The 13807-nt window shown below is 44.8% G+C and carries 9 protein-coding genes and 1 tRNA gene; 6 read left to right on the plus strand and 4 right to left on the minus strand.

Features of this window, described 5'->3' with window-relative positions; all coding sequences use genetic code 11:
* The first annotated feature begins 509 nt into the window (after positions 1-509).
* A complete protein-coding gene (locus GVY04_13900) occupies positions 510-1331 on the plus strand; it encodes a DUF1092 family protein (protein NBD17187.1) in 822 nt (273 codons plus the stop codon).
* A gap of 95 nt (positions 1332-1426) precedes the next feature.
* Positions 1427-1939, plus strand: a complete 513-nt coding sequence (locus GVY04_13905) for an inorganic pyrophosphatase (GenBank protein NBD17188.1) — start codon at positions 1427-1429, stop codon at positions 1937-1939.
* A gap of 102 nt (positions 1940-2041) precedes the next feature.
* On the opposite strand, the gene GVY04_13910 is transcribed toward GVY04_13905, so the two are convergent.
* From GVY04_13910 to pdhA, 4 genes are all read right to left on the minus strand, one after another.
* Positions 2042-2113 (minus strand) — tRNA-Lys (locus GVY04_13910).
* Between the two features lie 391 nt (positions 2114-2504).
* On the minus strand, positions 2505-5111 hold the full coding sequence (locus GVY04_13915; protein NBD17189.1) for an aminopeptidase: 2607 nt from the start codon (positions 5109-5111) through the stop codon (positions 2505-2507).
* 43 nt (positions 5112-5154) lie between these two features.
* Positions 5155-5559, minus strand: a complete 405-nt coding sequence (locus GVY04_13920; GenBank protein ID NBD17190.1) for a hypothetical protein — start codon at positions 5557-5559, stop codon at positions 5155-5157.
* 164 nt (positions 5560-5723) lie between these two features.
* Positions 5724-6758 (minus strand): pyruvate dehydrogenase (acetyl-transferring) E1 component subunit alpha, encoded by a 1035-nt coding sequence (gene pdhA / locus GVY04_13925; GenBank protein ID NBD17191.1) that lies wholly within the window; start codon positions 6756-6758, stop codon positions 5724-5726.
* A gap of 509 nt (positions 6759-7267) precedes the next feature.
* Here pdhA and GVY04_13930 point away from each other — a divergent pair.
* The 4 genes from GVY04_13930 (at position 7268) to GVY04_13945 (ending at position 13523) form a co-directional block, all read left to right on the plus strand.
* Complete coding sequence (locus GVY04_13930; protein ID NBD17192.1) at positions 7268-9367, plus strand: DUF4101 domain-containing protein; 2100 nt, start codon at positions 7268-7270, stop codon at positions 9365-9367.
* A 148-nt stretch (positions 9368-9515) separates the two neighbouring features.
* Complete coding sequence (locus GVY04_13935; GenBank protein NBD17193.1) at positions 9516-10976, plus strand: NAD-dependent malic enzyme; 1461 nt, start codon at positions 9516-9518, stop codon at positions 10974-10976.
* A 196-nt stretch (positions 10977-11172) separates the two neighbouring features.
* A complete protein-coding gene (locus GVY04_13940) occupies positions 11173-12642 on the plus strand; it encodes a hypothetical protein (GenBank protein ID NBD17194.1) in 1470 nt (489 codons plus the stop codon).
* Positions 12643-12731: 89 nt separating this feature from the next.
* Entirely contained in the window at positions 12732-13523 is a 792-nt protein-coding gene (locus GVY04_13945) for a YdcF family protein (protein ID NBD17195.1), read from the plus strand.
* Positions 13524-13807: the final 284 nt, after the last annotated feature.

Consider the following 13807-nt stretch of genomic DNA (forward strand, 5'->3'; position numbering starts at 1 on the left):
TTGTAACGTGTTTGTTAATTTTCGACCGTCGAGGTCTCAAATTACCCCGCTTTCCTCCCCCACCTGTTCCGAGGTGGGGGAGTCCCACGGATACTTTGTTGAAAAAAACCTTGGGGTGGACGACTCATTCCTTGTAACTGTCCTAACCAACACTGCCATAGGGGAAGTTCTTGTAACCATCCTCCTAAACAATTTTCGATCGCGCTGCGCCGACGGACTAAATTAAATTGTTGCGCGATCGCAGCAATCTGACGGCGGGCTTGTTACAATTCTTGGCGGGAACAAGTGGTTAATCCGATGCCCTGAAACCAAACCTCTCCCTGATTCGGAGGCAATAACTGTATGCGGTAGGGGTCGAGACAAAATTGTGCGAGGGAGAAGTGGTGAGTTTCTTTGAGGGTCTGAGATCTGAGCCTAGCTGGTTAGTTGCATTATCCTACAATTTGTAACTCCTAGATCGTTAAAATTAAGGATAAACCTCAAATAGCGGAAATTTTAAAGACTAACCAATGAGTGAGTACAAATCTTCCTGGCAAGTCGATTTCTACCGGGTTCCCCAAAGCAATTCTCAAAAGCAAGCGCTGTGGGAACTGGTGGTTTGTGATGAAATTGAAAAAACTTTTAAAGCGGACACTTGTGCGCAAGCAGAAGCAACGGTGGATTGGTTAGTCACTCACTTAAACGACATTGCCCAAGGATCCTTACCGGAAAAAATAAAAGTTTTTCGTCCCGAATCATTACAGTTGTTACAGTTAGCGGGAGACAAACTTGGAGTCACTGTCGAAGGAACAAGGCGCACCCCCTTTCTCAAGCAAGTATTGCGCGATCGCGGCGGCGAAGCAAGAGTGAAAGTGGAATCTCCGCCCCCGCAGCCGTTACCGGAAGAAATTTGGGGGGAACAATGGCAATTTGCCAGCCTCAATGCCGACGAAATTGAATATCGGATGCCAGAACGTCCCATTCCATTTCGAGAAATTCCCCCAGAATTGAGTCCATTTCAGCTTAATCTTGGCTCAACTACCTTAGTGCCCGGAATTATTATCTATGGCGGGCGACAGTCTTGGCAACTGGCGCAATGGTTTGCCGAAACTCAACCCATGGCCATTCAATATATCCCCACTGCGGTTGGCGAATCAGGGGGATTAATCTTAGAAGGAGGGTTGCGCGATCGCTGGGTGATTATTACCTTTGAAGATTCTGAAGTTGCCCAAGCTGCGGAAAAATTTCAGCAACGGAAACAAGACAGCAACGGCTTGCACTTTCTTCTGATCCAACCTGATGACTCAGGAATGACCAATACCGGCTTCTGGTTATTAGCTGATTCCTCTTAAATTTTGGTCAGACGCCACGGTAAGATTAAACCCTTGGAAGGGATAGTTCTCTATCCTGCTTGAACAATACTTGTCATATTTTCAGGAGAAAGCCCTTGGATTTAGCCAAAATTCCCGCGCAGCCCAAACCCGGTTTAGTCAATATTCTGATTGAAATTCCCGGCGGTAGTAAAAATAAATACGAATTTGACAAAGACTTAAATGCCTTTGCCCTGGATCGCGTTCTTTATGCTTCCGTTCAATACCCCTATGATTACGGTTTTATTCCCAATACCCTAGCTGATGATGGCGATCCCCTTGATGGTATTGTCATTATGGATCAGCCGACCTTCCCCGGTTGTGTGATTACAGCGCGCCCTATTGGGATGTTAGAAATGATTGATGATGGCGATCGCGATGAAAAACTTCTTTGTGTTCCCGATAAAGATCCCCGCTTCAAAGAAGTTTCGTCTTTACAACAGATTGCCTCTCATCGTTTAGACGAAATCTCCGAATTCTTTGCCACTTACAAACGCTTAGAAAAGAAAGAAACCGAAATTTTAGGCTGGAAGGATGTCGATAGCGTCAATGCCTTAGTTGAACAATGCGTAAAAGCGGTTAGTCGTTAAGCAAAAATAATGCTTACTTCCCGATTGTGGAGGTGAGCATTGTTTGATGCCATGACTCTCAGTCGTTACTGATACTGAAAAGATCAAGGTTGATGAAATCAATGGGTCGCCTGGGATTCGAACCCAGAACTAATCGGTTAAAAGCCGAGTACTCTACCGTTGAGTTAGCGACCCGTTGCAGGCGTTTTCTGCGCACATTAAATAATATTAACACGATAAAAATGGACATGGCAAGTCCTTAAATCAAAAAAATCAGGTTGCAACCGTTAAGTTGCTCAACGCTAATCAGCTGATTGCAAATCTTTGGCTGTAATGAGAACGGGTGTTGGCTCGCTCTCCTCGTATAGAATCAAGCGCGATCGCGCCCTTGATGAGTTTTGAGTAGAGCTTGTTTCTCAGGGGTCATGACAGAGTCTTAGCTAAATGATTTCTTTGATTCTCGGCTTTTTTAGGACTTCTTGCAAACCTGACATGTTCCCGACCAGTCCTGTAGCCTCCAATTGTAACGCGAAGCGTTGAGCGGGAGAGTATGATCAGCGGCATATTCTCCCCTCATAATTGGCGATTAGCTTTCACTATTTTTCGGTTGTTGTGCCTCTAGCTTGGCTAAACGACTCATCAAATCTTGATTATCTTGTTTGAGACGCTCAAACTCTTCTCGTAATTCCTTCATTGCTTTATCTGATCCCAAGTTTCCCTGAACCGTCTTCACTGCTTCTTCCGCCATGCGACGCACCCGTCCATCGGCGGTTTGTTCCGCAAGCGACTGCAAGATGGAAATGGCTTGTGAGGTTTGCATTTGTTTTAATGCTGTCACGACAGAGACTTGGGTGAGGAAGAAACTTTCTCCAGAAAGCGCATCTAATTGTTCTAAAATCGCTTCTACTTGGGCTTGTTCTTGACCAGTAGAAACGGTACCCAAGGCGCGAATAGCAGCTAAACGCAAGGCTTGGGGAACGCCAGCATAAGTATACAGTAGAATCATTTCCATTGCTGTTTGTGATGTCTTCATCTCAGACAGCCCACCGATTACACCACCACGAACCACTTCATTCCAACCCATACGATTGTCTAAACCTTCTCGGAATAATGCAATGGCTTCTGCTTCTTTGTCCTTGAGGTTTCCTATCGCCATTTTCCCTAGCATTTTGAAAGCGGTTGCTTCCGTATAATAACTGGGGTCTCCTTGCTGCACCACGGCTTTCACCGCTTGATAACTTTCTTCAATTTTGAAGTTAGCTAACCCTTCTAAAACCGTGCGGCGTACTTTGGGGTGTTCATCTTTTAAACCTGTGATTAACTCCGGAATCGCTTGCTGTAATTTAATTTTTCCTAACTGTTTGGCGACTTCGACTCGGACGCCCCAAAAGGGATCTTGGGTGAGACTTTCGGCAAGGGCTTTAATGACTTCCAAGCCACCTTTTTTCCCCAATGCTTCTGCCGCATAAATACGGGAGGTCACATCTGGGTCAGATTTCAGTTGGGTTTTGAGTTCTTCAGTAGGATACTCTAAAGTGACCGTTTTGAGATGATAGTTCCCTTGATCAAAGCTAATAAATTGGGGTTGTTGGGGTAAAGGAACATAAAAATTATGTTCTTTTTCATGGAGATGGAAAGACATGGTTTCAAAACAAACGTCTCCCGCTTCTGATACATAACCAAAGCCTACTGGAATTTTGAGATCAAATAACTCATTTTCCGTTACATCTTTATCGGTTTTGCCTTGAGTTTGAGTAACGGTGAGTTGAGCTAAGTGATTCTGGGCATCCCAGCTATAGCTAACTTTAAAGTCGGGATGTCCCCCCCGAAAGACATATTGGTCAAAGAGAGGAGAAAGGTTCCGTCCGGTGACTTCATCGATCGCGCGGAGTAGGTCCACTGTTTCCACCGTCCGGTGGGCATTTTTCTGCACAAAGTTGTGGATGGCTTGAGTAAAAGCTTCTTCTCCGAGTTCCCCCCGGATCATGTGATAAACACACGCCCCTTTTTCATAAAGGTGACGATCATAGAGTTCGATGGCTTCCCGATAGATATTCGTCACAATCGGACGGCGATAGCGGGAGGAGTCTTCATCGAGATAACTTCTGGCTTCGTTCAAGATATAGTAGGTTGCTTCATCTTTACTATATTCTTGTTCGGTCCATAGCACTTCTGAATAAGATGCCATCCCTTCCTTGATCCAAGCATGAGACCAATGCTTAATCACAAGTAAATCGCCAAACCACTGATGAGCAAGTTCATGGGCAACTAAACTTTCTGCCCGTTGTTTGTCTGGCATCGCCCGTTCATCTAATAAGCAACGGTCAGTTAGCAGCGTCGTGGAAGTATTTTCCATTCCCCCAAAAATGAAGTCAGCAACACAAACTTGGGCATATTTCGGGTAAGGATAGGCATAACCAAACTGTTTGGAGAAAAACTCTATCATCTGGGGCGTTTTGCCCATGGTCCGTTTAGCATCAGCTTCCCGCCCTTTCTCGACATAATATTCAACTGGAGTATGATTCCACTGATCTTCAATTTTTGCGAAATCTCCCACCGCAAGGGTCATGAGATAAGTGGGATGGACTTGGTTTTGTCGCCAGTGATAAATCGTGTTTTCCCCTTTGTCTTCAGTGGCGACTAACTCCCCATTGGAAACCGCCACATAAGGCTTCGGAACTTCTACTCGCACTTCTGAAGTCGCAAGTTGTCCCGGATAGTCAAAACAGGGAAACCAGAAGCGAGAGTCTTCGTCTTCCCCTTGAGTCCACACTTGGGTGGGTTTATCGGGATAATCTTTGTCCGGTTGAATGAAATACAGTCCCCGTTGTGGATGATCAACCCGATAGTGAATCACTAAGTCAATCGGGTCAAAGGTTGTGGGTTGCAGGAGTTGGACTTGTAGTTGTTTCCCGTCGTAGTGAAAGGGTTGGCTAACTTGGTTGATTTGTACCCTTTCGATGGTTAAATCTTCTGCGTCAAGGGTGAGGTGCGTTAACCCCGACTGCACTGGTTTGAGGGTAAGGGTACTACTGCCCTGAAACGATTGGTTAGGAATGTCTAAAACGAGATCAAGGAAAATATGTTGAACGTTTCCGGGGCGATCAGGGGTGTAGTGAGGTTTCGCCCCCGGAAGAATAAATGATTTGCGTCCGTTTTCTTCAGTATCAAAGAGGAAATAGTTATATTTCATCGCTAAGGTTCGACAGGTTGGGGTATTTCTCTCTAGGGTAGCGTTAGAACTTGATTCCTAGCTGTCCATTGATACCCCGCACCGAATGATAGCCAGCCCCGACGAAAATATTACCTGGTGGCTGCACTTGTAACCCACCAGAAATGGCAATGTCATCTTCTGCATCCGAATAAAAGCCAAGACCAAGATAGGGAGAAACAACGGGAAAGGAAACAAACTTGAGTAGATCAACCCCAGTTGCCCCATCTTCACGACCGCCGAGTTCAACGCCAAAATCAAACCAACGCGCGCCTATGGCATAACTAATCTCACTATCTTCAACACCAATCGACCCCCACGGCTGCGGCGTCACTTGACTCGCTGCTGGTTGAGGGTAGGAAATTGCCCCAAGGGTAGTCAAGCCCATGGTTGCTGTCAGAGAGAGAGAAAATTTTAGCGTCGCGTTCATAAACATTAAGGGATTAAGTATTGTTTACGATGACGCAGATTTTAAGAGTGAGGTTGCCTAATTTTTCACCGAACCTAGCGGAGGTTGGGAAATCTAAAAAGAAATGTATTCCTGATCCGCAAAATTAGCCCCAGGAGCAATTTCCTGGGGCCCACTTCATCACCTTAATCGTCCTCGGCAAAGATATAGCGACGTAACTCTTTTGGATCAGGTTCAGGGCTATTTTCAGCGTACTCTACTGCTTCGTCAATTTCAGTTTGCACCCTGTTTTCAATCTCAGACAGTTCTTGTTGAGTTGCCAATTCTTGTTCTACCAAGTAAGCACCTAATTTCTTGATTGGATCTCGAGCAAACCAAGTATCTTTTTCTTCTGAAGGACGAAGCTCATCGGGATCGGCAAGAGAGTGACCGCGAAAACGGTAAGTTAGTGCTTCAATTAAGGTAGGGCCTTCTCCGGCGCGCGCGCGAGCAATGGCTTCTTCGGCAACGGAATGTACGGCTAAAACGTCCATGCCATCGACTTCCACGCCTTCCATGCCAAAGACACTGGCTTTTTTATAAATTTCCGGTTGGGACGTCGCGCGATCGTGAGCCATACCAATTGCCCATTTGTTATTTTCGACCACAAACAAAATCGGTAAGTTCCATAAAGCAGCCATATTCAAGCATTCAAAGAACTGACCGTTATTAGTAGCACCATCGCCGAAAAAGCAAGCTGTCACTTGATCGGCATTGGGATCGCCCAGCACTTCCCGGCGATATTTGCTTTGAAACGCCACCCCAGTTGCAACTGGAATTCCCTCAGCAACAAACGCATATCCGCCTAATAAATTGTGAGGTTCCGAAAATAAGTGCATGGATCCGCCACGCCCTTTACTACAGCCGGTTTCCTTACCAAAGAGTTCTGCCATGACTTCTTTTGGCGGAACGCCAGCACTGAGAGCATGAACGTGGTCACGGTAGGTACTTGCAACATAGTCTTCGTCTTGGCGCATTGCTTTAATCACGCCAGTAGAAACAGCTTCTTGACCGTTATAAAGGTGAACAAAGCCAAACATTTTGCCGCGATAGTACATTTCGGCACACTTATCTTCAAATAAGCGCCCGAGGGTCATATCCTCATAGAGAATTAAACCTTGTTCACGATTAATTTGTGCGCGTTGCGGTTGAAAGGTGGGTAAAGTTCGTTCAGCGACCATAGATTTTATATGATTTGAAATGAGTGAACTACCTACACTCAATCGCACTCTGCGATATGAGTGAAGTTTCCTACCCAAAGAAGTGCCTCCAAGTGAGAGACTTTTTGGTCTTATCTTCTGGCGATAGGCTTTGCCCCGTGTTCTACAGGTACCGAATTCACCGCCATGTCGCTCTGGGAATTCAATTTCCGCAGGCTCGGCGGTCAAAAGCATGGAAAAAATGGAAAATTCTTTAAGGCTGGGCTTGGTTTTGACTGCATTGTCTCCCATGCAAGACTTGATTCATTTTATCACCAGTGGGACGATTAATCTACGATGCAATCGTAGATTAATAAAGCGATTCAGAGGAAATTTGCTGAGCAAACCAGGTATCATTCATTTTGACAACGATTAAAATCAAATTGTCATTGGATATCTTGTTTACTTAAAGTAAGGGGATAGCTCATTTGTCTGAGATTTCTCTCTTAACTAAATGTTAATGTAACCGCTCAACACTGGGGAAGTAAACCGTGCGCATTCCGCTCGACTATTACCGGATTATTGGTCTACCTTTACAATCCACTGCTGACCAAATTGAGCAGGCTTATCAGGATAGGCTTCGCCAAACTCCTCATTCGGAGTACACTCAGGGAACACTCGATGCTCGTCAAGAGCTACTCGACTGGGCGTATCAAGTTTTATCAGATCCTGAACAACGGAGTGAGTATGATGCGAATTATCTGCTCACTACTTATGACATAGATGACATAGAAGCGGAAGAAACCATTACTTTACCTCATTTGGAGAGTGCCGAAGAAGCGGTGATCACTGGTTTTGACACGCCGAAATTAGAGGTAGAAACCCCTCAACAATTAGTAGGAGCGTTGTCACTCTTATATGAACTTGGGGAATACCAGCGAGTCCGCAGTTTAGGAGAGTGGCTTTTAGCCAATCCCGATCAGGCTCTGATGAACCAAGAGCAAGGGCTGCCAGCAGCCATGGAAAAGGATTTGATTTTAACGGTCGCACTCTCTTGCTGGGAGTTAGGGCGTGAGTTATGGCGACAAGAGCAGTACGAAGCAGCAGCAGAAGCAGTGGCAAGAGGAAAAGAGATCTTGGTGGATTGGGATTTCTTTCCGGAATTACGTCAAGAAATGACAAGTGAATTGAATAAACTTTCTCCTTATCGTATTTTTGAGTTACTTTCTCAGCGTGATTTTGATGAAAAAGCGGTTGCGAAAGGAATTACTCTGTTACAGGATATGTTCATCCAGCGCGGTGGCATTGATGGTGAAATTCCAGATGAGTCGGGTTTAAATGTAGATGAGTTTCTGCACTTTGTTCAGCAAATTCGAGAATATTTGACAGCTCAAGAACAAGAAGAATTATTTGCCAAAGAAGCTCAACGGTCTTCAGTAGCGACCTATTTGGCAGCTTGTGCCGGAATTGCGCGAGGCTTTGCTTATCTAGAACCTCATTATATCCGCAAAGGGAAACAATTTCTGCAACGCTTAGAACAAGAACATGAGCGAAAGGGAAATCGCGCTGATGTTTACTTGGAAGAATCAATTTGTGCTCTTTTATTGGGGGAGACGGAGACGGCACTGTATTTAGTGGAAAAGAGCCAAGAAACTGAAGCGATCGCGCAAATCCAAGCTTACGCGGCAGAAGCGGGTGAGACGCCTGATTTGCTCTTAGGGTTATGCCATTATGCGGAAGAGTGGCTGGAGTCAGTTTTGTTTCCGAAGTTTTTAGACTTAGCCGACCAACCGGCAGCCCTAAAAGATTATTTTGCCAGTGAGTGGGTGCAACAAACCCTTGAATCATTCCAAGGGAGTGAAACGGCACCGGCTGAGCAGGAAAACATCTCCCCTCATTTGTTGAGCAATACCGAAGCAAGTTCTTCCTCATGTCAGGTTCGTGAAGCTGAGGAAATTGCCTCCTCCCAAGCAGAACAATCTGCTTGGCAAAAACGCCGCTACTCCCGTTCCAAACGCTCATCACCGTTTTCCTCGAAAGCCTCACGAATGATCGGCTTATTGCTGGTGACAGGTGTCGGATTAGGCGCGATCGCGCTGGTTAGCTTCGGTCTCTATCGAGGGGTGAGTGCGTTGTGGTCGCAGTTCGCGCCGGGTCGTCAGATAACTACGGTACAATCTCCCCCCTTAGCCTTAGAACTCAATACTTCTCCGGTTCCGATTCCTAATTCGGTTTTGCCTCAAAATACAGTGGATTCTCCGATTCTGAATCGCGATCGCGCTGAGGAAGTGATTCGCACTTGGTTAAGCAGTAAAGCGCAAGCCCTGGGCCCGGAACACCGCATTGACGCTCTGAACACAATTTTAACGGCTCCCTTGCTTGAATCCTGGCAATATCGGGCTCGAATCTTTGAACAGAATAATTCTTATCAGCAGTTTCGCCACAGTGTCAGCATTGAGAGTTTATCTTATCCGGCAGATAACCCCAACGCAGGAGAAATCACGGCAACCGTGCGGGAAGTAGCAAAGTTTTACCGCAATGGTCAGCAGATTCAAGGGGAATCTTACGACTCGACCTTAAAAGTACGGTATGATGTAGTGCGCGAAAATCAGACTTGGCGCATTCAGGAAATTGCAGTGCTAGAGCAGTGATCAAGAAGTCAGCGAGGGCAGTGGGTTCAAGAAAAACAGGGAAAAGCCAATTCCGGAGAAGGCAAAGGGACAATAAGGATCTGTGACCCCTTTTTAACCTTGACCTTTTTGCCTCAACGAATGCCATCAATTTAACGAATAATGACGAATGACCAATAACAAAGAAACAATCACGAATGATAATCTTGTCAAACTGACTCCCAATGCGAGTTACAGTCTTGCCATTCAATTGTCTTATCCCAATGTTCCGCTCAACGCCTCTCAGGGCAAACCGGCAATGTTGCCGCAAATTACCCATACCATCACCCAACTCCGAGGCAAAATTGGCGATGTTGTCGTCGAAGCCGAAACGCGGGATATGATCCAACGCCACTTAATTGTCGATGCTTACAGTGAAGAACACGCAGAAGCCATTGTCCAAGGCTTACGCAGTATTCCTGAACTCGAAATTATTAGTGTCTGCGATCGCACAATGGCCTTGCATCAAGGAGGAAAAATTTCTGTTCAGAGTCGAATTCCTGTGCAGTCACAAGGGGATTTAGCCATGGCGTATACCCCTGGCGTCGGCCGAGTCTGTCGCCTAATCGCAGAGCAACCGGATCAGGTTTTTTCCTTAACCATTAAAGGGAATACCGTTGCCGTAGTCAGCGATGGCAGTGCGGTCTTAGGGTTAGGGAATTTAGGGGCAGCAGGGGCTTTACCGGTCATGGAAGGAAAAGCCTTGTTATTTAAAGAGTTTGCCAATCTCGATGCCTTTCCCATTTGCTTAGATACCCAAGATACCGAAGCCATTATCACTACCGTCAAGCAAATTGCGCCTGTATTTGGCGGAATTAACTTAGAAGATATTAGTGCCCCTCGTTGCTTTGAAATTGAACAGCGATTGCGGGAAGCTTTAGATATTCCGGTGTTTCATGATGACCAACATGGAACCGCAATTGTGGTGTTAGCTGCTCTGTTTAACGCCCTCAAGTTAGTGGATAAAGCCCTTGCGGAAGTGAAGATTGTCATTAATGGGGCGGGGGCGGCTGGAATCGCGATCGGGCGTTTATTAAAAGATGCCGGGGCAAAACCCGAAAAAATTCTGCTTTGCGATTCGAGAGGAATTGTGAGTAAAAATCGCTCTGATTTGACCTCAGAAAAAGAAGAATTTGCCGTTGCCGAGGGTGGATCGTTAGCAGATGCTATGCAAGCGGCAGATATTTTTATTGGCGTCAGTGTCCCTGGTATTGTTACGCCCGAGATGGTAAGCTCAATGCACTGCGATCCCATTATCATGGCGATGTCCAATCCGATTCCTGAAATTCAGCCGGAATTGATTAGTGATCAAGTGGCGGTGTGTGCCACAGGACGGAGTGATTATCCTAATCAAATTAATAATGTCTTGGCATTTCCCGGCGTGTTTCGTGGCGCATTAAATTGTCGGGCTTCTGTAATTACCACTCAAATGTGTCTGCAAGCAGCGCGCGCGATCGCGTCCTTAATTTCTCCTAGTGAGCTCTGTGCAAACTATATCATTCCCTCCGTTTTCGACCCACGAGTCGTTACTGCTGTCGCTGAAGCAGTGGAAAAAACGGCCCAACAAGAAGGAGTGATTAAAACAGAGTAGATGTTTGCTATAAATTTCTTCTGGAGAAGAGGTGACAAAGGGATCAAGGAGAGGGGGTAACTCTTGCCGATTTCCCAATGACGAATAACTAATGACTAATGACGAATAACCGATGACGGCTCACCAAGAACTTCAACAAAAAACGAGTAAAGCATATAAAAAAAAGAACAAATGGATTATACGCTTTGAACAAGTCATGGCATTTATTGCCCTATTTAACTTAGGTCTTGTTTTTCTTGATATCAGTTATATCCCCTTCCGAAACTTTTATCTCAAAGAATTTCGACTGATTGTGCAAGGCTTAAATTACATTCCTCAATCGGACTTTATTGAACAATATACCCCTAGTTTAATCTCGGCCTATCGCCAAATTCCTGACTCTTTCCTCGAACGAGCCCCTCTCCTTGCTCAAGGGTATGATTATGTCAAAGGGATTGAACCACATCCGGAAACCGAACAATATTTACAAACCGTTGAAATTTTAAAACAACAAGTTACAAAAACCGGTTTAGAGTCTTATCAAACCCAACGAATTTTAGAAGATTTACGTCAGCAAAGTATCCAAATTATTCAAAATAATCCTTTTGAAGTTGCGAATAAAACCGGTACGCTAGAAACGATTAAAGATCGGATGCGGGAACATATGGAGGTTCACTTTGCAGAAAAAGCTTTCCAAGAGTTTTGGACCGCAGAGTATTTGATGGCTAATCGCTATGAAAAACAATTGCAATTCTTCGAGACGCAAATTGAAACCCTAATGGATACCAATTACTTGCGAGGAATTGATATCGAAACAGGAGAATTTATTAATCGTTTTTGGCTTTTAGACTTACCGTTTGTCATCTTATTTGCTGTTGAATTTGCTGGACGAACCTATTTAATCCACCGCCGACATATTGGCTTACGTTGGATTGATGGGATGCTCTGGCGTTGGTATGATGCTTTTTTATTTATTCCTATTTTTCGGTGGTTAAGGGTGATTCCTGTAACTGTGCGAGTGGATCAGTCGGATTTAATTGAACTGGAGGGAGTCAAACGACAAATTTCCCAAGGGTTTGTGGCGAGTATTGCTGAAGATATTACCCAAGTTGTATTTGTTCGTCTGGTTAATCAAGTCCAAGGTTCCATTCAACGGGGAGAACTTAGAAAAGCACTTTCAGAAGCCAATACTAGTCAATATATTGATCTCAATGAGACGAATGAAATTGCTGAACTCAGTAAATTGTTTGTCCAGTTAGCCGTTTATCAAGTCTTACCCAAAATTCGTCCGGATGTGGAAGCCATTGTTCGCCACAACGTTAGTAAAGTTTTAGAAACGTCTCCTGCCTTTCAAGGAATGCGACAAGTTCCCGGTTTAGAACGCTTTGAAAGTCGCTTAACTGAACAATTTGTCAGCTTACTCTATCAAGTCATTTATGATGCAATTATTGGCGCGATCGAAGAAGATCCAGAAGCAGAAAAACTAATTGAAGAGTTGGGAACTAATTTGACACAAGTGCTAACAGATGAACTGCAAGGAAAACAAACCCTAGACAAGATGCAAAGGCTGTTAATTGATTTATTAGAAGAAGTGAAAGTTAACTATGTTGAGCGTTTATCCGAGGAAGATGTGGAAGACTTATTAGAACAAACTCGCCGCTTACGTCAAATGGGTAAAACTCAATAGTTTATTAGCACTTCTTGCTTGGGTGAAGGACAAAGTTGTCCCCTATTCCCTATTCCCTATTCCCTAGCGCGTCGCACTACAGTTAAACCGTGTTTCTATTTTTATCTAAACTCCTGCCGCTTTTTTTATATCCTTTAGGATTAACCAGCCTTTTTTTACTAGTGGGTTTAATTATTGCTTGGAAACGTCCTGCCTTGGCATTGGTTCCTATGGGAATGAGTTTATTGATTATTTTAGTGGCAAGTAATGCCTGGGTGAGTTCTTTGCTGATGCAATCCTTAGAATGGCAACAAATTTCTAGCGAAGAGTTACCCGAAGCTGAGGCGATCATTTTATTAGGGGGATCAACACGCGTACCCACTCCGCCTCGCAATACGGTGGAAATCACAGAATCTGGTGATCGTGTGTTGTATGCAGCCCACCTCTATAAAGAAGGGAAAGCCCCCCTGATTATTGCCACGGGCGGACGAATTACTTGGTTACAAAACGCACCGCCAGAAGCAGATAGTATGAAGAATTTATTAATCGAAATTGGGGTACCTGAATCAGCAATCATAGAAGAAACTCAAGCCCTCAACACCTATGAAAACGCCCTTTATACCAAGAAAATTTTGGAACAACGAGGGATCAAACAGTCGCTGCTGGTTACCTCGGCTTCTCATATGCCGCGATCGCTGCGCGTGTTTCAAAAACAAGGAATTGATGTAATTCCTGCCCCCACAGACTTTTTAGTGACTCAACTTGACTGGGAACAATTACAAATAACTCCCCAAGCCACTCTCTTAAATTTACTGCCCAGTGCTGAGAATCTGAAGCAAACCACTCAAGCGCTAAAAGAATATCTGGGTCTGATTGTGTATTGGTTAAAAGGTTGGATTTAAGTTTTTCCTCCAATGTTGTGCCAAGTCGTGTATGCTAACCGAACTATCATTGACTAAGTTGCAGAGGCTTGGGGAAGATTAAGGAGGAAAATTGTGCTGAATTTTGGCCCATCTCCCCCAAAAATTTTCCCTCTCTTAGTTACTCACCGTTCGCTCAAATTTCTGAGCTATGGGCGACAGCCCCGCGTTCTGTTGCGTAGCAACGAACGTCGGGAAGGATAGCCCGTGACTCGTAGCAAAGCGGAGAGGCACAATCTATGTTATACTCATAAATGTCCGAATAT

This window comes from Cyanobacteria bacterium GSL.Bin1 (genome assembly GCA_009909085.1).
Taxonomy (GTDB): domain Bacteria; phylum Cyanobacteriota; class Cyanobacteriia; order Cyanobacteriales; family Rubidibacteraceae; genus Halothece.

Bases quoted from the DNA above. Each gene is read 5' to 3' on its own strand.
- GVY04_13920 (NBD17190.1), bottom strand. From the start codon at position 5,559: ATGAACGCGACGCTAAAATTTTCTCTCTCTCTGACAGCAACCATGGGC.
- GVY04_13915 (NBD17189.1), bottom strand. From the start codon at position 5,111: ATGAAATATAACTATTTCCTCTTTGATACTGAAGAAAACGGACGCAAA.
- GVY04_13935 (NBD17193.1), top strand. From the start codon at position 9,516: ATGACCAATAACAAAGAAACAATCACGAATGATAATCTTGTCAAACTG.
- GVY04_13940 (NBD17194.1), top strand. From the start codon at position 11,173: ATGGCATTTATTGCCCTATTTAACTTAGGTCTTGTTTTTCTTGATATC.
- pdhA (NBD17191.1), bottom strand. From the start codon at position 6,758: ATGGTCGCTGAACGAACTTTACCCACCTTTCAACCGCAACGCGCACAA.
- GVY04_13900 (NBD17187.1), top strand. From the start codon at position 510: ATGAGTGAGTACAAATCTTCCTGGCAAGTCGATTTCTACCGGGTTCCC.